Consider the following 19,214-nt stretch of genomic DNA (forward strand, 5'->3'; position numbering starts at 1 on the left):
TTAAAAAAAGGAACGAAATTATATAGCATTTTAACAGGAACTTGTCCGCGTTGTCATAGCGAGAGTATGTATGAGAACAAAAACCCATATATCGTCACTGAAACGATGCATATGCATGATACTTGTTCCCACTGTGGGCTCCGCTATAAAATGGAGCCGAATTTCTTTTTTGGCGCCATGTACGTAAGCTATGCACTTGCTGTAGCTGTTGGAGTTGCAGCATTTATCATCAGTTTTGTTTTCGTGGGCTGCACGGTAAAGGAGGCTTTTATTACCATCATTGCTGCTCTTGTTGTTTTGATGCCCTGGATCGTGCGAATGAGTCGAAACATTTATATTAACTTCTTTATAGCATACAAAGACGATGCTATTGCTTCCAAAAACGCTTAGCTTGTAAATAGGTCGGAATTTCTTTTTTATCTACTATATGATCGTATAGCAGCTTTGCCATCGTTGGACCTAACATAACCCCTCTAGTACCTAAACCATTTAAAATGTGAAGCTGTGGGAACTGAGGATGATTACCAACAATGGCTTTACGATCGGGTGTAGTTGGACGTACACCTGCCCATTGATCGACGATTTCAAAATCGCATTGAATTACTTGTTTGAGACGCATAGTGAGTTCCTCGCGCGCTGCCGCGGTGGTTTGCTCCGTTTTATCCGTCCATTCATAAGTTGCACCCACTTTAAACAAATCGTTGCCTAAAGGAAGAATAAAAACACCACTGTTGATGATTTCGGTAAGCTTCAACTGAGGTGCATGAATCGTTATGCCCTCACCTTTGGTGCCAGGAACAGAGACGAAATTAAAATACGGATTTTGATTTACTCCATATCCTTCGGCGAAGATCACATTACTGGCTTGAAATTCGTGATAGGTAACAAACTCGCTACTGAATTCCAAATCTGCGTAAATAAAAGACTCCGCTATAAAGCAGCCTGAATCAGCTAGAAACGTCTGATATTTCGTTATAAAGACATTGGTGTCTAAGTGACCGGTGTAATTAACCACTCCATACTGAAATGGGCTGTCAATTCCTTCAATCGCGGAGGTAAACAAATCGTTGCTCAGTAAATTTGCAAGTTGAGGTTTGTCGGCGTGTTCGAACCAATCATTTTGCTCAGCAATAGAAACGAATTTACGCAAAGTAAGCTTTTCATGATGAAACTTCGCGCAGAGACGTTGCTCAGCCCGAGAATAAAAAGAACGCAGAAAATCAATCTGATCGACAGCATCTTGTAGCGGCCGATACCGTTTCACAATTAGAGGATTATACAGACCTGCTGCCACGCGGCTTGACTTCAATTTAGAATCGCCAAAAACCACAAAAGAACAGTTATTCTGAAGAAGTACTTCAGCAAAAGCGAGCGCAGCTAAACCGTTCCCTACGATAATAAAATCAAGCATTTTCATACTGCAAATAAACAAAAACGGCTGGTTAAAAAACCAGCCGTTTGAAATATCATTAGTAAAAACTAGTAGTTCCACATATCTTGCTCGAAGTTACGAATCTTTTCTTTGATGCGATCCGATTCTAAAAGTTGCATCTGTGCATTATCTTTCATGTAATCTTGAATCAAACGGTCTCCGTATACGTTTTCTTCTTGATAGATAACCGCGTTGAAACGACGCGAATTTAAAAGAACATCGAAAGAAATTGGCATTGCAGAATTCCGATCATTGAAGGCATTATTAGCATGAAGTACATCGCGTACTGCTGGAAAATATACCCAGAACAATTCAATGTAATCCACCTCATCTTTACCAACAGTATAAACGTCTGGCGTTACTGGACAAATACCTAATAAGCGATATTTCAATTCACCTTGACGCTTGTCAAAGTACCAATATCCTTTGATTTTGTATGCATCCACATCCTGACCTGTAATATCAGTCTTTACAATATACTCAGGAGAAATCGGCAAGCCAGCGTTAAATTGTTCTCTACCTGGATCAGTGGTATCAATTCGAGATAATGATTTTTCTATATCGCTTAACGTCTTTTTGGTATTGAAATAACCATCGGTATAAACCTCGGTAATCTTACCTTCTTTCATTCCCTTAGTAAGCACATCGTATAGATTGCGACGTTCTTTCCCAATATTTGCGGTATCAATAGGATAGTACAATGGGAAATTGATACGCTCATCTAAATCGATAAGTTCCCAAACTGCTTTTCCGAACATGATATCACGATCATGCACATATCCGTAAGGAAGCGGCTTATCGTTATCCGAATTTAATTGCGCAGCAGTTTTCTTTCCGATTTCATCCGGTGTTTTTGCATTGAGTAGGTTAGATTGAGCAAACGAACTTGCAAAACCTACAACTACCAAGACAATACTAAAAAGATTCTTGCGATTCATATCTAAAAATTTGTGAATAGATAACGACTATTCTAACTGATTATTGTATTTCGTAAATAACAACTGAAGTTCGAGGCAACATTAAGCCTTCAGCTCCAACCAATTTTACTTTGATTTCAGAAATTGTAACTTGATCACCGCGACCTGCTTTTGAAAGAGCTGCAACAGCTTGAGCATTTAACTTACTTCCTTGTACCACAACTGTAGGTTGTCCTGGTACTTTAATGTTAAATCCAGTTACGTTTAAAGTAACGTCGAAATCAAAGTCAAGTAATTTTGCACCTACTGTAGATGCAATCAAGCTAGCCTTTGGTCCTTTTACCACACCGTACTCACCACGGATTGTTCCTGTTGGAGCTGGAATACCTTTGATACGGAACATTTTCTTATCAGAAACCGTTGACTTGTCTGGTAAAGTAGCTGTAACATTAACTACTACTTCTTGCCCTTGCTGCGGCTTCATAATGTATTGACCTGGCTTACCTGCTGGACGTAAACCTGGAGCAGATGCATTTACTTTATCCGAAGAAACTCCTGCAAATGATATTGTCATTGGGTTATCTAAACCGCGGTAAACCACGTTCATTTTGTCAGCAGAAATTGTTGCTTGATTCGGGCGAGGTACTACAACGTATGCACCTTCGAATTTCAAAGGAATATTCTTACCATCTTCCAAGAAGGTAAATGTACCTGCAATTTTTTGCTCCCCAACAGCTCCTGCAGTCATCGAAATGATTGCCTGACCGTTCTCAATCTTACCTGGACCAGAGAATGAAGTAGGTTTTGTGTTAGCGTCGTAGCGACCTAATACAACTTTACCAGTCACTTTCTCACCTTGGAAATAAACATTCTTATCAAGAGCAACGATAGCTTGAAAATTCTTCATCGAAGCAGCTTCCTTAAATGTGTTACCCATCAATACATTGTAGATTCCAGACTCTAACGTCTTAATGTCGTTCTGCAAAGCAGAAAGTTTAGTAATTGACGCGATCGCTGGGAAACCTTTGTAATGGTAATCTAAATACTTCTTAGTTATACCTTCACCGTCTTTCACATCCTTAGTATTGAACTTCAATTCTAATTCCTTGATTACTGGCTGGTATTTTACGTCATTTCCAAACACAGTCTTCATATCTGCAACGAATTTCTCAAATTTTCCAACGATTTCCTTACCCTTTGGAGAGTAACCATCGCCTTCAAACCACAATTCGTCAATTTTGTCTCCCTTATCCATCGACTCGTAAGGTAACTTACCTGTAGACTCGTCTACATCAAAACCTTCAGAAATTTCCTTTTTCAAACCACCTAAATAGTTATAAAAAGCTTCAGACAATTGAGAAACTTGTTTAGCTTTTTGGTTTGGCTCAGAAAACTTTGCTGGATCTTCACCTGCCTTAGCTTCGAGGAAATTTAATAATTTTTTATTGTAATCAGTTGTAGAAATGTTAGAAACATCAAACTTTTCGTTCATCAAACCAAAAGCCGATAAAACTTCTTTCGACATGTTCAATGCCAACATAGCGATGAAAACCAGATACATCAGGTTAATCATCTTCTGTCTAGGGGTTAATTTTCCTCCTGCCATTGTTTTTCTTAGTTATTTCGTGTTTTTAATAATGATTAGTCAGGTGGTTAAAAATTAACCTTTGTTACCCATTGCAGAAAGCATTCCGCCATAAACATTATTAAGTGTAGCGATATTTGCGGTCATTGCAGCCATTTGCTCTTTCAAACGTGTAGCATTATCTGCGATTTCTTTGTTCGCCTCTGCGTTACGATTAGCGCTCTCCAATTGGATTTTGTAAAGACTGTTTAATGATTCCATTTGAGCAGCAGCTAAAGAAAGCTCTTCGCTATATTTTTTTGTTGCAGCAATCCCGTCGGCAGCTGGTGAGATTCCTTTAGCAGCACTTTCGAAATTTTTGATACTATTACCTAAGCTTGCCATCAACTCTCCGTCGATCTTAGCCTCTTTCAATAAATTGTCTAATTTCTGAGACAATAGTCCTTGTGCATCTTTTGGATCTTCTTTCTTACCACGCTCTTTAGCTTCACCACCTGCTAATTCGGGATACACCAACGACCAATCCAACTCTTTATCAACTGGATCGAATGCAGAAAGACCAAAGATAAGCGCCTCAGTTCCCAAACCTATAATAAGCATCGCTGATGCAAAAGGCCAGTGCATCAATTTGAATAATGCTCCGATGATTACTACTGCCGCCCCCATACCGTAAGCGAAATTCATTGCTTTTTTACTTAAAAATGCCATAATAAATAGTTTTTTGTTTTAAGAGTAATTAATTGTTGGTTTAAAGAGTTTTATTTTTTTGGCGCGTTGCCAGTTACTTGTAATCCCATGTAATCTTGAACAGTTCTGAAACCGATGTAACTTCTAGCCGTATCAGCGTACTCAAAGTCGCGTGTACTTACTTGTAGGTAATAACTTACGTCTTTCCAAGATCCGCCGCGAACTACTTTACGTAGGTTCTTAGTATCTGGCACATTCGGGTTCATGGTACTTACATACTCGTAAGCTCCTGGATCATAAGATGAGTCTGTCCACTCAGCTACATTACCCGCCATGTTATACAAATTATATCCGTTTGGATCATACGATTTTGCTTCAACTGTATAGAGAGCTCCATCCGCCGCGTAGTCACCACGATTTGGTTTGAAATTCGCTAAGTAACAACCTCTGTCGTTTTTAGCATAAGGACCTCCCCACGGATATGTTGCAGACTCAAGACCACCTCTAGCAGCGTATTCCCATTCAGCCTCAGTTGGCAAACGGAACGAATTAACAAAATCTTGCTTCTTTTTCTTGGATTTGATATAATTGTTTTTGTTCAATGTTCTCCATGCACAAAAAGCTTTCGCTTGTTTCCAAGACACTCCAACAACGGGATAATCTGCGTAAGCTTGATGCCAGAAGTAGTCGTTGTGCATAGGCTCATTGTACGAATAAGCAAAGTCTTTAATCCAAGCTGTTGTATCAGGATATACCGTAACTTGTTCGTTACGAATAAAATCCTTACGACGACCTACTTTAGCTTTTGCCGCCGCTTGAATGTCCATCCATGAATAACGGAATTTCAACTTCGAAACATCAATAGTTCTCAATCCATTGTATGCCTCAGCAACTGGAATATACATACTATCCATTACCTCAACATAATTTTCATCAGGATATTTTTGAACATCCGTTTGTAATTTAATTTTTCGGTTGAGTTTTCTTCCTGCATACATATCCTCGTCAGTACCTACACTATAGTAATTTTCATACATATATTTATCGTAGGCCGACATTTTTGCAGGATCTGCATCTGCGAAAGCGTAATCGTTAATACTACCACCTGCTTTCTTGCCGCTGCCTTTACCAGCTGCACCGCCTGCCGCAGCACCTCCACCACCACCTACTTCATCAGCCATGATCGCCAAGCGCACACGAATAATGGAATCTTTAACCCATTCTACAAACTGACGGTATTCGCTGTTTGTAATCTCGGTTTCATCCATGTAAAATGAACGAACGGTCACAGTTTTGGTAGGGGCATCACCAATGTTTGCCAAATCATCATCTGATTTACCCATGATAAAAGAGCCTCCCGGCACCAAAGTCATCCCATAAGGCTTCTCTGGATGCCATTTCTTCCCTTTTACACCTACAAGCTCTCCCTTGTCGCCGGAACTACAGCTAAACAACAGTGAGGATAATGCTGCAAACGCAATGAACTTCTTCATATAAAATCGGGTTATTTTGTATTCTAATTTTAAGGGCGTAAACCTATCTAATATTTTTTGAATAAACAATTAATTTACTAACAAAAAGCTAATTTAATGTGAAATCAACTACTGTAATTACTGATTCATTCACGAAAATTCATGTTTCAAATCAAATCACACGATAGCCTTTCGTATTGCTTTCCAGTACCTTTCGGGAATATCCTGCTCGCAAGCTTGCAAGTAATCGTCGTATGAACAAGGTAATAACGACGTTCTTTTTGATTTAGTATGTGAATTAATATTAACAATTTCAATCCACCATCTTCCTGTCTTATCACTCTTGTAGAACACCATTTCCTCGCCTTCGTGTGGCACAATATATCTGATGTAGCTCTCTTTGCCACCAAAAGGATAATCTCCCGCTCTGTACTGAAAGCCATCGATAAAGTACCATACCATCTGCGAAAGCAACTTTAGCTCGCGCTGATTTCCTTGAACATTGAACAAACCCAAACTTGATGTTTTATCGCTGATACCTGCATACCGCATCAAGGCACATATTTCTCTACCTGTAAATCCGTTTGGTTCACCGGGCAGATTAAACGTAACGTCGGCCGAAACCGCATTAATGTCTACACTTACTAAATCGGCATCGCGAAACACTGGCTCGGCTAACTCTATTTTACTGCTTATTTCACCTAAACGATATGCTTCGAAGTACAATTTATCGACCAAATCAATTTCTTCTTGGGCATTATAGTAGGTTTGATATCCCAAATTTGCGTAATTAAACAAATTGTTTGGTTGTTCCATGATGATGGGCGAAAGATAAGATTCTGCAGAAATAGTATCTGGAGCCTTTCCCAAATCAAATTTGTAATCGATCCCAACCAAATTAACCATTTGATCCAACTTATCGTACGCTCGATACATCGGATAAGTCAAATCTTGTGAACCGCCAATCACTATAGGAATAACGCGATTCTTTATCAGATCGGCACATAAGCTTTGCAACGCAAAATACGTGTCTTCTGGTGCCTCACCCGGAATTAATGTTCCTAAATCGGCGACAGACGACAGCCAATTCCCTGGAAACATCGTGTAAAAATGCTTGCGAAATTGATCTTCTAAGCCCGAAACCTCCTTTTGAGCGCTATTTCTATATTCGGGAACAAATATCAAAGCAAGCTTTACTTTCTCTAAATCCGGGAAATCTGTTTCCGTATGAAGTACAATTTTAGACCCCAATTGCTGCATGTTGCGCGATTGAGCAAAGGCGAACATTTCCTCGGAAACGGGAGTTAAAAAATCAAGACCTGACATGAATTACTTTGATTTTTTTGTTTTTGCGGGAGCCTTCTTTGCTTTAGAACCTGTTTTCGCAGGAGCTTTCTTCGCCGTTGCGCTTTCGATCATCGCTTTAACTTCCTCTAGCGTAAGTGCATCTACTTTCACATCTTTATTCAGTTCAATTTTGGTTTTACCTTTTATCAAAGTAAATCTACCCCAACGTGCTTTTTCGATAACGATGCCTTCAGCGGGCCATTCACGCAATACCTTTTCCTCCTCTTTCTTAAGCTTTTCCTGAATCAGCTCCTCGATATCCTTTTGCGATAAGGAATCAAAATTATATTTCTTAGATACGTTGATGAACATGCTGTTCCATTTGATAAACGGACCGAAACGACCCACACCTTTTTGAACAGGTAATTCATCGTACACAGCCACGGGTGCATCTGCTTGCAATTTCTCCTTTATGTATTGCTGTGCAAGTTCATCAGTAACATCGAGAGGATCAACGCCCTTTGGCAATGAAACAAAAGTTTTGCCGTAACGCACGTAAGGTCCGTATCTTCCAGAATTTACTTCGACTTCTTCGCCGTTATAATCAGCTAATTTTTTGGGAAGCAAGAACAGATTTAGTGCATCTTCCAAAGTAATGGAACCAATATTCTGTTCCGGACGCAAACTAGCGAAAACCTTTTGTTCGTCGTCTGGCTCGCCAATTTGTGCCATCGGACCGAATTTTCCCAAACGTACACTCACAGGTTTCCCTGATTTTGGATCTGTTCCCAGGATACGTTCACCACTTTCGCGTTCGGCATTGGCTTCTACTTCTTTAACGTTCGGATGAAAGGTATTGTAGAAATCTTGCATCATGCGCGACCAATCGATGTTTCCTTCGGCAATTTCGTCGAAATCTTGTTCCACTTTTGCTGTAAAGTGATAATCGAGAATGGCGCTAAAATTCTTTACTAGAAAGTCGTTTACAATAGTCCCAATGTCTGTCGGAACTAATTTCCCTTTATCGGAACCTGTATTTTCGGTGAGTGTTTTCGAAGTAAGCTCCTTAGCTACCAATTCGAACTGGCGGTATTTGCGTTCGGTACCTTCAAGCGTTCCTTTCTCGACGTACTTTCTATTTATAATAGTAGAAATCGTAGGTGCGTAGGTTGATGGACGTCCGATTCCTAATTCTTCTAATTTTTTAACTAGCGATGCTTCCGTGTAGCGCGCGGCTGGGCGTGAGTAGCGCTCGGTGGCAACTAGTGTTTTACGCAGAAGCGATTCGCCTTGCTTTAATGCCGGTAGCATGCCTTCTTGTTCTTCTTCATCGTCGTCGCTACCTTCGAGATAAACTTTAAGGAAGCCGTCGAAAAGAAGAACTTCGCCTGAAGCTTGAAATATCTCGCTGTGATTATTGGCTTGAATTTGAACGTTTGTGCGTTCTAGCTCGGCGTCGCTCATTTGTGATGCAATAGTTCTTTTCCAAATCAGATCGTACAAACGGTCTTGGTCGCGATCGACGGAAATTGTATGTCGCGCCATATCTGTCGGACGGATTGCTTCGTGCGCTTCTTGCGCTCCTTTCGATTTGGTCACAAAACTGCGCGTCTTGGCGTATCGTTGTCCGAACGAACTTACGATTTCCGCTTGCGCCGCTGCTAGAGCTTCTTGGCTCAAATTTACGCTGTCGGTACGCATGTAGGTAATTAAACCCGCTTCGTACAGGCGTTGCGCAACTTGCATGGTAATTCCGACGGGCATATATAATTTACGTGCCGCTTCCTGTTGTAGTGTCGACGTGGTAAACGGTGCTGCGGGCGATTTACGTGCTGGTTTGGTTTCTAAAGACGCCACTTGATAGGTGGAGTCGGTATTTTGTTTCAGAAACGCTTCGGCTTCTTCGGCTGTTTTAAATGACTTTGAGAGTTTAGCTTTTACTACTTTTCCGGCTTGGTTGGTGAATTCGGCAGCAATGGTAAAGCTTGCAACGGGCTTGAATTCGATGATTTCGCGTTCGCGTTCTACGATTAGGCGCACTGCAACCGACTGCACGCGACCGGCTGATAAACCGCTTTTAATTTTGCGCCACAATACTGGCGATAGTTCGTAGCCCACTAAACGGTCGAGTACGCGACGTGCTTGCTGTGCATTCACCAAATTGTAATCGATTTCTCGTGGATTTTCGATGGCTTTTTGGATGGCCGATTTAGTAATTTCGTGGAAAACGATTCGTTTGGTTTTCGACTTATCGAGTTTCAGTTCTTCGGCAAGGTGCCAGGAAATTGCTTCTCCTTCGCGGTCCTCATCGGAAGCGAGCCAAACCGTTTCGGCGGCTTTAGAAAGCGATTTTAATTTGCTGACCAAGGCTTTTTTGTCGGCCGAAACTTCGTAAGTGGGTTTAAAACCTTTGGTAACGTCGACCCCAATTTCCTTTGAAGGCAGATCGGCAATGTGGCCGTAGCTGGATTCCACCTGAAAATCTTTTCCTAGAAATTTCTCGATGGTTTTAGCTTTTGCGGGTGATTCGACTATTACTAAATTCTTTGGCATAAGTAGCTTTGCTTTTGGCGCAAAAGTAATTGAAAAAAAATACTATCGACTCGCCAACGCGTTTTTGCTTAAAAAATGATTTGAAACAAGCGACGAACACCTTAATATATAACGACACGCGGTAACGATTTTGTGCCGCCGGTTGCAGTGAAAAGCTTGCTGAACTAGAGGCAGTTGCATTTTGCAGGCGGGAAATGCGACCGGAGGAAGCGCTTACCCGACCATAAAATGCCTGCCTGTAGAAAGCAACTTGTAACGAAAAACGGCAAAAGGCACCCAAATCAATCTTCTGCCACATTGTCAGTCGACCGAAATAGTATTATCTTTGCACTCAAATTGTAAAGCGCGCCTGATGGAGAAAGTGATCGATGAATCGATTCAGGGTTCGGCACTCGACCTAGTTTCGAAGCCTGAAAACTCTAAGAAATTATTTATAGAAAGTTACGGTTGTCAGATGAATTTTTCGGACAGCGAAATCGTTGCGTCTATTCTTGCTGAAACTGGATACAATACGACTAAAGTACTTGAAGAAGCCGATTTAGTTCTGGTAAATACCTGTTCGATTCGGGACAAAGCCGAACAAACGGTTCGCAAACGTTTGGAGACCTACCAAGTAGCTAAGCGCAAAAATCCGGGTATGAAAGTGGGCGTTTTGGGCTGTATGGCCGAACGCTTGAAGAGTCAGCTTTTGGAAGAAGAAAAAATCGTTGACTTGGTTGTAGGACCTGATGCCTACAAAGATTTACCCAATTTATTGTTGGAAGTTGAAGCCGGACGTGATGCGATAAACGTTATTTTGTCGAAAGACGAAACTTACGGCGATATTGCGCCAGTTCGATTAGATACAACAGGCGTTTCGGCCTTTGTTTCGATAACGCGCGGCTGCGACAACATGTGTACTTTTTGCGTAGTTCCGTTTACACGCGGAAGAGAACGCTCGCGCGAGCCGCAAAGCATTATGGATGAAATTGCCGATTTGTGGCAAAAAGGCTATAAGGAAGTCACGCTACTTGGCCAAAACGTGGACAGCTATTTGTGGTACGGCGGTGGTTTGAAGAAAGATTTTGTGAAGGCAACCGATTTACAAAAAGCAACAGCGGTTTCGTTTGCCGACCTGCTCGACCGTGTGGCCACAGCGTTTCCGAAATTACGCGTTCGCTTTACGACGTCGAATCCGCAAGACATGCACAGCGAGGTTTTGGAAGTAATTGCCAAGCACGCCAACATTTGCAAACACATTCACTTGCCTATTCAAAGTGGCAGCGATCGTATCTTGAAATTAATGAACCGTTTGCACACCCGCGAAGAGTACTTTACCTTAATAGATAACGTGCGCAGAATTGTTCCGGATTGTGCTATTACTCAAGATATTATAACCGGATTTCCGACAGAAACAGAAGAAGATCATGCCGATACGATTGATTTGATGAAGAAAGTTCGGTACGACTTTGGATATATGTACGCCTACAGCGAGCGTCCGGGTACGTTAGCAGGCAGAAAAATGGAAGACGATGTTCCGCAGGAAGTAAAATTGAGACGACTAAGAGAAATTGTTGATTTACAGCAAATTCACTCTGCCGAACGCACCCAAGCTTTCGTCGGACAAATTGTAGAAGTTTTAGTAGAAAAAGAATCGAAGCGCAGCAAAGCCGAATGGGCGGGAAGAAATTCGCAGAACCTAACAACTGTTTTCCCAAAAGGGCACTATCAGGTTGGCGATTTTGTGAATGTATTGATACACCGATGCACTTCCGGAACCTTAATTGGCGAAGCTGTAGGATACGGATCAATGCAATCGTAAACTATGGAAAGCGTACAATCAATAAAGCAACGATTCGAGATTATCGGAAACGATCCGAAATTGAATCGTGCTATCGAAAAAGCGATTCAAGTGGCACCAACCGACATTTCGGTGCTGGTTGTAGGAGAAAGCGGCGTGGGAAAGGAAAGTATTCCGAAGATTATCCACGGACTTTCGCATCGCAAACACGGAAAATACATTGCTGTAAACTGCGGAGCGATACCTGAAGGAACCATAGACAGTGAACTATTTGGACACGAAAAAGGTGCTTTTACTGGAGCCACACAAACGCGCGAAGGCTATTTTGAAGTAGCCAACGGCGGAACCATTTTTTTAGACGAAGTGGGCGAATTGCCTCTAACGACACAAGTTCGCTTATTGCGTGTTTTGGAAAACGGCGAGTTTATCAAAGTAGGATCCTCGCAGGTCCAGAAAACAAATGTGCGCATTGTTGCGGCTACGAATGTGGACATGTTTGCGGCAATCAGCAAAGGGAAATTTCGCGAAGATTTGTACTACCGATTAAGTACGGTAGATATTCAATTACCGCCACTGCGCGAACGCAAAGACGACATACATTTATTATTTAGAAAATTTGCAGCCGATTTTGCGCACAAATACAAAATGCCTCCAATAAAGCTCGACGAGCAAGCGGTGCAGTTGTTGTTGCAATTTCGCTGGAGCGGAAACATTCGTCAATTGCGAAACGTTGCCGAACAACTTTCGGTATTGGAAACCACGCGCGACATTAATGCGGCAACATTGAAATCGTATTTACCGGGCGAAAACGTCAATTTACCCGCTGTAGTTTCAGAAAAAAAGAGCGATTCGGATTTTTCAACCGAAAGAGAGATTTTGTATAAAGTTCTTTTTGATATGAAAAGCGACTTGAACGACTTAAAGAAACTGACGCTCGATTTGATTAAAAACGGCAGTGCAGCTGTAAACGAAACTCAAAGCGGTTTGATCCGAAAGATTTACGGCACGGAAGAAGTAGAAACCGATACCGATTACGACGATAGTTCGCTTTCGGTAATTCAACCCGTAACTACTCCACCTAAAAAGGAGTTTCCGAGTAGAGGCGACAATTATGTGTTTGCGGAAACCGTTGAAGAAGAAGAGACGCTAAAACTCGAACAGAAAGAGATCGAAATGATTAAAAAATCATTGGAAAAGAATAAAGGTCGACGTAAAGCAGCCGCCGATGAGCTGGGAATAAGCGAGCGCACCTTATATAGAAAAATCAAACAATTCGATTTGTAACATGAAAAACAACCGAAAACCCATACAAATCGGAATTTTATTCTTGGCTATGTTCACGTTGGTGGCTTGTAGTGTCTCGTATAATTTTACCGGAACGGCTAAGATTGATGCTAAAACATTTCAGGTAAATTATTTCTTGAATAACTCAGAATTAGTGCAACCGGGAATTGAACGAACTTTTACGAATCGTTTGCAGGAAATTATTCTAAATCAGACGAATTTAAGTTTGACCAATACCGGTGGCGATTTAGTTTATGAAGGAGAAATAACCGACTTTAGGATAACACCGATGACGGCAACGGCCGACCAAAGAGCGTCGCAAAACCGTTTAACGATTGCGGTACAAGTTCGATTTACCAATAAAAATAAAGAAGAAGATAATTTTGATAAAAAGTTTTCTTTCTTTTACGACTATTCTGGTGATGCACAATTAGTAGGCGGACCTTTAAATGAAGCTTTAGAAGTAATTTTTGAACGAATCACGCAGGATGTTTTCAACGAATCGTTAGCAAAATGGTAAACCGATGATAAACGCACAGGAACTGAGCTTGTTTTTAGAAAAACCTGAGTTGGTGAAAGACCAGCACGTTGCTGTTTTGCGAGAATTAATTAATCGGTACCCCTATTTTCATGCACCTCGAGCCATTTATTTAAAAGCGCTGTACAACCAAAACAGCAGTGCCTACAATCTTGAATTGAAAAAAACTGCGGCTTATACGCAAGATCGCGGTGTTTTATTCGACTTCATCACTTCGGGCACTTTTACGGGTTTGCATCAAGCTTTTCAAGCAGAAAAAGACGCTCGTATCAACGAAATTGAAGTTTTTGCCTATGAAATTGTATCGCATAAAGTTGACGATACAGTAGTAGCACATCCGGAAGTTACAACTATTGAACCAACAGCGGTTACAACGCAAGCAGCTGCCAATCTGGGTGTAGGAAAACCACTGCAATTTTCGCAAGAAGAAAAACACAGTTTCCAAGAATGGCTGCAACTAGCAAGTTTTAAACAAGTAGATCGAAGCCAAGCAAGCGTACCCGACAGTAGAAAGCGCAAACTCGACTTGATTGATAAGTTTATTGAAAGTAATCCGAAGATCATTCCGAATCGGGAACAAACGAGTTCGGTGAAATTAGTTCAGGACGACGACAGCCAGCAAGCTACGCTAATGACTGAAACTTTGGCACAAGTTTACCTCGAGCAAAAGAAATATCAGAAAGCAATTCAAGCTTATGAAATTTTAATTTTGAAATATCCCGAAAAAAGTTCTTTCTTTGCAAGCCGAATTTCGGATATCCGAATTTTGCAAACCACTAATATTTAATTGATTTAAAATGTTTTCGATTTTTGTAGTATCTATCACAATAGTTTGTTTTTTATTAATACTGGTTATTATGGTGCAAAACCCTAAAGGAGGCGGTTTGTCTTCTACTTTAGGAAGTTCGGCACAATTAGGTGGTGTTCAAAAAACAACCGACTTCTTGGATAAAAGTACTTGGACATTAGGCACAGCGCTTATTTTGTTGGTTTTATTGTCTTCTATTAGCTTTTCAAAACCAGAAGCTGAACAAGTTGCGTTACCTGAGGCTACAGAAGCTCCTGCTGCGCCAGCTGCTAACGAAAACAAACCAGCTGCCGAAAAACCAAGCACAACTACTACTACAACAAACACACCTGTAGAAGTACCCGTAAAGAAATAAGACTTACGTGTTCAAAATACATGAAAGCCGATTCCAAAAACGAGTCGGCTTTTTTTATGCGCGTTCTTATCGGGAAAATCAGGGCTTACTGCTGCGATTTATGCCTCTTTTGGCAGTTGAGCAAACCAGATTTCCGACAATAATTCCGCAAACTGAAAATGTGTCAGTTTTAACACAGCTGGCACAATTTCTGAAATGTAGCGAGCAGTCAATTAAGTTAACCTAAAAAATAAATAAGAGTTATGGCATTGAACATTCAACCTTTGGCAGACAGAGTTCTTATCGAGCCTGTAGCCGCCGAAACGCAAACCGCTTCAGGTATCATCATTCCTGACACCGCGAAAGAAAAACCTCAGCGCGGAAGTGTAGTTGCTGTTGGGAACGGGAAAAAAGATCACAACATGACCGTGAAAGTTGGCGACACCGTGCTTTACGGAAAATACGCCGGTACCGAACTCAAACTCGACGGAAAGGACTATTTGATCATGCGTGAAGACGACATTCTGGCAATTGTTTAATTCAATCTTTAAAAACTCACCAAAAAAATGGCAAAAGAAATTAAATTCGATATCGAAGCTCGCGACGGACTTCGTCGTGGCGTAGATGCATTGGCTAATGCAGTAAAAGTAACGCTTGGCCCAAAAGGACGTAACGTAATCATCGGTAAATCGTTCGGCGGACCTAACGTAACCAAAGATGGTGTTACCGTAGCTAAAGAAATTGAGTTAACCGACGCGCTTGAAAACATGGGCGCACAAATGGTTAAAGAAGTTGCTTCAAAAACAAACGATTTAGCCGGCGACGGAACCACTACCGCAACCGTTTTAGCACAAGCTATCGTTAAAGAAGGTTTGAAAAACGTTGCTGCAGGAGCTAATCCGATGGATTTGAAACGCGGAATCGACAAAGCTGTTGAAGCTATCGTAGCGGATTTAGCAAAACAAGCTAAAGTGGTAGGCAGCGATTCAGAAAAAATCAAACAAATTGCTTCAATCTCGGCAAACAACGACGAAGTAATTGGCGAATTGATTGCAACTGCTTTCGGGAAAGTGGGTAAAGAAGGTGTAATCACCGTTGAAGAAGCAAAAGGAACCGACACTTTCGTAGATGTAGTTGAAGGAATGCAGTTCGACAGAGGATATTTGTCGCCGTATTTCGTTACCAATCCTGAAAAAATGGATGCGGAATTAGAAAATCCATACATTTTATTGTACGACAAAAAAGTCTCGTCTTTAAAAGAACTACTTCCCGTACTTGAGCCAGTTGCGCAAAGCGGAAAGCCTCTATTAATCATCGCTGAAGACGTTGATGGCGAAGCACTTTCGACACTTGTCGTAAACAAATTGCGCGGTGCGTTGCGTATTGCCGCTGTAAAAGCTCCAGGATTTGGCGACCGCAGAAAAGCGATGCTTGAAGACATTGCCATTCTAACCGGCGGAACTGTGATTTCTGAAGAGCGCGGCTACACACTTGAAAACGCTACTTTAGACATGCTTGGTTCGGCAAAACGCGTAACAATCGATAAAGACAATACAACAATTGTAAGCGGTGCGGGCGATGCTGAGTTAATCAAGAATCGCGTAAACCAAATCAAAGCACAAATGGAAACAACTACTTCAGATTACGACCGCGAGAAGCTGCAAGAGCGTTTGGCTAAATTAGCTGGCGGTGTTGCTGTACTTTACGTAGGTGCGGCTTCGGAAGTAGAAATGAAAGAAAAGAAAGATCGCGTTGATGATGCACTTCACGCAACACGTGCTGCTGTTGAAGAAGGAATTGTTGCCGGTGGTGGTGTAGCACTCTTGCGTGCTAAAGCTTCATTAGCTGCAATTAAAGCGGATAACGCAGACGAAGCAACCGGAATCCAAATCGTTTCACGCGCCATCGAAGCGCCTTTGAGAACCATTGTTGAAAACGCTGGTTTAGAAGGTTCGGTAGTAGTAGCAAAAGTTGCTGAAGGTTCTGGCGATTTTGGTTACAACGCAAAAACCGACGAATATGTCGACATGCTTGCAGCGGGAATCATAGATCCGAAAAAAGTGACACGCGTAGCTTTAGAAAACGCAGCATCCGTTTCGGGAATGATTTTAACTACAGAGTGTGCGTTAATCGACATTAAAGAAGACACTCCAGCTCCTGCAATGGGCGGCGGAATGCCGGGAATGATGTAATACATTCCACATACAAATACAAAGCCTTCTCAATTTGGGAAGGCTTTTTTTATTGCAAATAATAAAAGGGTAGCTAAGCCGATTTCTTAAACAACCGCAGCATCACAAAAGCATGCGGAAAGGTTATCGCTGCCAAGGCTGCGAACAAAAACGAGGTGAGTTCTTGAACGGAACTACTAAAGAAAAATGTTGCTGTAATACCAATTGCTGCAGCAAGCCAGTACCAAAAAGCCGATTTAAAGTACTTCGAAAAACTACCTAATTCAGAACTGCCGTAAAGAAATTGCACTTGTGCCAGAAGCGACGGGATGCTGTGCCATAGAATAAAATAAACGGCAAAACCCCAAATTAGACTGCCCGAAAAAAAGATCAATGCAAAAAATGGCAGCAAAAGCAAATCGCGCGTAACCGATTGCAGCCTTCCTGGAATCGACACAATACGCCAGAGCACAAACAAAGCAAAAAGGACTACGGTACCGCCTAAAATGCGTTTCCACGGAAATTCAGGCAAATTGCTGTGCGTAAGTGTAGCTAAAACGCCGTTAACCTCGGTCTGGTGCGCAGCAAACAAGAGCGCAAATAACAACCAGCCGTACAAAAATCGAAATACATACCGATCGAGCGCCTTCCAATGGCTGTCGTAGCGCTCCGAGTGCTGCTCCCCAAAATGATAGCTGCTGGTAAGCACAAAACTAATAATCGCTAGAACCGGTAACCAAAAAAACAACAGCGCAGCCAGCACAACAACGGCAATGTATCGCATCAATAAGTGCCGATCTAATCCGAAAGTATGTGGCGACTTAAACTGCTGCAAAAGCAATAAATCGTTTGCACCATGCAAAACGCCGAACGATAAAATCAACGTTAAGCCCGCAACCAACTCAACGGTCGCCGAACCGTACGAGCGTACGAAAAGCCCGCCAAAGCTCGCCAGTATTAGTATTTTTTCAGTTTTATTCATTCAGAATTATGTGTCTTGCAAATTTTAAGATAATTTTTTGAATTATTCACAATTGATTTTGTTTGATGTTTCGTAGATTTGGTTAAACAAAATTAATCCTAATAATTATGAATGCAATTTTATTTAGCTCAATGGTAACAAAAATGTTGCCTGATGATTACATTGGTTTTACGTTTTTCGTTGGGTGCATGGCTATGATGGCCGCATCTGCGTTCTTTTTCCTCTCACTAAGTCAGTTCGACAAAAAGTGGAGAACATCTGTATTGGTATCCGGACTTATCACGTTCATTGCTGCGGTACACTATTACTATATGCGCGACTATTGGGGAGCTTTCCAAGAATCGCCTACATTTTTCCGTTACGTTGACTGGGTACTCACAGTGCCGTTAATGTGTTTAGAGTTTTATTTAATCCTGAAAGTTGCAGGTGCAAAAACAAACTTATTGTGGAAAATGGTTTTCTGGTCGGTTGTAATGTTGGTAACTGGCTATTTCGGAGAGACTGTATTTAGCGATCAAGCAGCTCTTTGGGGTGCTATTTCAGGTGCAGCTTATTTCGTTATTGTTTACGAAATATGGCTCGGAAGCGCTGCTAAATTGGCACAAGCTGCTGGTGGCGACGTACTTAAAACGCACAAAATTCTATGCTGGTTTGTGCTTGTAGGTTGGGCAATCTACCCATTAGGCTACATGCTAGGAACTGAAGGTTGGTACACATCAATCCTGGGAAGTGGAAGCGTAGACGTGGCATACAACATTGCCGATGCCATCAACAAAATCGGATTTGGTTTGGTAATTTATAGCTTGGCTGTAAAATCAACCGGAACAGCAAACTCGTAAATATAAATGCTCATGGTAAAAGCCGACTTGGAAACGAGTCGGCTTTTTTTATGACATACAACAGAGAATATTTTCAAAAAGTGGTTTCATTTTTGGGCGTTCCGGCGGCAGGTAACGTACCGCTTGCGCAAAACAGTAATCCGCACGACCGCCGTCGCGTTTTCCGCTGTATCTTTTGTGGCCGTTCTAAAGAAAACGCACCGAAGCCACAAAAGGATGACGCTCCAACCGCTAACGCAAAAATCGGCACCTACAAGTACTGGAAATAATGTAAAATGAAATCCGCTTAATAAAAATTATTACGCTTTCACTTCATTGGTCGTTTATTGCAAAAAGCGCAAAGCGGTTTTTTGTATTAAGATTGGAGTATCAAGTATTAAGACTTTGATGAATTTGCTATGTGACGTATCGTTATGCTCTACCGAACCCAAATATCGTCGGAGCCTGAGCGTGACGAAGGCCGGACACTGTGAACATTGTGAACCACTTAGTGGAACATTCTGCTCCCTCAATGCCTAAGCCCGTCGAAGGTTGGTGCCTGAGCT

18 protein-coding genes are annotated in these 19,214 nt (G+C 41.6%); 10 read left to right on the top strand and 8 right to left on the bottom strand.

Translation table 11 applies throughout. From position 1 onward, the window contains the following. Positions 1-111 precede the first annotated feature (111 nt). Positions 112-390, top strand: a complete 279-nt coding sequence (locus ACOVQQ_RS04450; RefSeq protein ID WP_317048284.1) for a DUF983 domain-containing protein — start codon at positions 112-114, stop codon at positions 388-390. Here ACOVQQ_RS04450 and ACOVQQ_RS04455 read toward each other — a convergent pair. From ACOVQQ_RS04455 to topA, 7 genes are all read right to left on the bottom strand, one after another. After that, a complete protein-coding gene (locus ACOVQQ_RS04455) occupies positions 368-1,492 on the bottom strand; it encodes an NAD(P)/FAD-dependent oxidoreductase (protein WP_421817129.1) in 1,125 nt (374 codons plus the stop codon). The two genes, ACOVQQ_RS04450 and ACOVQQ_RS04455, sit on opposite strands and share 23 nt — an antisense overlap. After that, a complete protein-coding gene (gene gldN, locus ACOVQQ_RS04460; protein WP_421817130.1) occupies positions 1,480-2,370 on the bottom strand; it encodes a gliding motility protein GldN in 891 nt (296 codons plus the stop codon). Before gldN ends, ACOVQQ_RS04455 begins: the two co-directional genes overlap by 13 nt. A gap of 40 nt (positions 2,371-2,410) precedes the next feature. Then, a complete protein-coding gene (gene gldM, locus ACOVQQ_RS04465; protein ID WP_421817131.1) occupies positions 2,411-3,955 on the bottom strand; it encodes a gliding motility protein GldM in 1,545 nt (514 codons plus the stop codon). Positions 3,956-4,009: 54 nt separating this feature from the next. Continuing rightward, entirely contained in the window at positions 4,010-4,642 is a 633-nt protein-coding gene (gldL, locus tag ACOVQQ_RS04470) for a gliding motility protein GldL (protein ID WP_421817132.1), read from the bottom strand. Positions 4,643-4,692: 50 nt separating this feature from the next. Then, positions 4,693-6,114, bottom strand: coding sequence for a gliding motility lipoprotein GldK (gene gldK / locus ACOVQQ_RS04475; RefSeq protein ID WP_421817133.1), 1,422 nt, complete (start codon positions 6,112-6,114; stop codon positions 4,693-4,695). Between the two features lie 156 nt (positions 6,115-6,270). Then, positions 6,271-7,419, bottom strand: coding sequence for a formimidoylglutamase (locus ACOVQQ_RS04480; RefSeq protein WP_421817134.1), 1,149 nt, complete (start codon positions 7,417-7,419; stop codon positions 6,271-6,273). A 3-nt stretch (positions 7,420-7,422) separates the two neighbouring features. Next, complete coding sequence (gene topA, locus ACOVQQ_RS04485) at positions 7,423-9,933, bottom strand: type I DNA topoisomerase (protein ID WP_421817135.1); 2,511 nt, start codon at positions 9,931-9,933, stop codon at positions 7,423-7,425. A gap of 352 nt (positions 9,934-10,285) precedes the next feature. On the opposite strand from topA, the gene miaB reads away from it, so the two are divergent. The 7 genes from miaB (at position 10,286) to groL (ending at position 16,869) form a co-directional block, all read left to right on the top strand. Beyond that, positions 10,286-11,734 (top strand): tRNA (N6-isopentenyl adenosine(37)-C2)-methylthiotransferase MiaB, encoded by a 1,449-nt coding sequence (gene miaB, locus ACOVQQ_RS04490; protein WP_421817136.1) that lies wholly within the window; start codon positions 10,286-10,288, stop codon positions 11,732-11,734. Positions 11,735-11,737: 3 nt separating this feature from the next. Next, positions 11,738-12,997: a sigma-54 interaction domain-containing protein gene (locus ACOVQQ_RS04495; RefSeq protein ID WP_421817137.1), complete on the top strand. Its 1,260-nt coding sequence runs from the start codon at positions 11,738-11,740 to the stop codon at positions 12,995-12,997. Positions 12,998-13,046: 49 nt separating this feature from the next. After that, entirely contained in the window at positions 13,047-13,517 is a 471-nt protein-coding gene (locus tag ACOVQQ_RS04500; protein ID WP_421817142.1) for an LptE family protein, read from the top strand. A gap of 4 nt (positions 13,518-13,521) precedes the next feature. Next, positions 13,522-14,322 carry a tetratricopeptide repeat protein gene (locus ACOVQQ_RS04505; RefSeq protein ID WP_421817138.1) on the top strand — a complete coding sequence of 267 codons (801 nt, stop codon included), beginning with the start codon at positions 13,522-13,524 and terminating at the stop codon, positions 14,320-14,322. Between the two features lie 10 nt (positions 14,323-14,332). Beyond that, a complete protein-coding gene (gene secG / locus ACOVQQ_RS04510; protein ID WP_421817139.1) occupies positions 14,333-14,698 on the top strand; it encodes a preprotein translocase subunit SecG in 366 nt (121 codons plus the stop codon). A 242-nt stretch (positions 14,699-14,940) separates the two neighbouring features. Then, positions 14,941-15,216, top strand: coding sequence for a co-chaperone GroES (locus ACOVQQ_RS04515; RefSeq protein WP_094487229.1), 276 nt, complete (start codon positions 14,941-14,943; stop codon positions 15,214-15,216). A gap of 27 nt (positions 15,217-15,243) precedes the next feature. After that, complete coding sequence (groL, locus tag ACOVQQ_RS04520) at positions 15,244-16,869, top strand: chaperonin GroEL (protein ID WP_094487230.1); 1,626 nt, start codon at positions 15,244-15,246, stop codon at positions 16,867-16,869. A gap of 73 nt (positions 16,870-16,942) precedes the next feature. Here the strand turns inward: groL and ACOVQQ_RS04525 are convergent, their stop codons facing one another. Next, positions 16,943-17,830 carry a Brp/Blh family beta-carotene 15,15'-dioxygenase gene (locus ACOVQQ_RS04525; RefSeq protein ID WP_421817140.1) on the bottom strand — a complete coding sequence of 296 codons (888 nt, stop codon included), beginning with the start codon at positions 17,828-17,830 and terminating at the stop codon, positions 16,943-16,945. Between the two features lie 107 nt (positions 17,831-17,937). Here ACOVQQ_RS04525 and ACOVQQ_RS04530 point away from each other — a divergent pair, with 107 nt between their 5' ends. Together ACOVQQ_RS04530 and ACOVQQ_RS04535 are read left to right on the top strand one after the other, a co-directional pair. Then, a complete protein-coding gene (locus tag ACOVQQ_RS04530) occupies positions 17,938-18,669 on the top strand; it encodes a bacteriorhodopsin-like (protein ID WP_298148889.1) in 732 nt (243 codons plus the stop codon). A 50-nt stretch (positions 18,670-18,719) separates the two neighbouring features. Continuing rightward, on the top strand, positions 18,720-18,938 hold the full coding sequence (locus tag ACOVQQ_RS04535) for a hypothetical protein (RefSeq protein ID WP_421817141.1): 219 nt from the start codon (positions 18,720-18,722) through the stop codon (positions 18,936-18,938). The last annotated feature ends 276 nt before the right edge of the window (positions 18,939-19,214 follow it).

Origin of the sequence: Flavobacterium sp. (genome assembly GCF_049240005.1) — a bacterium.
Taxonomy (GTDB): Bacteria; Bacteroidota; Bacteroidia; order Flavobacteriales; family Flavobacteriaceae; genus Flavobacterium.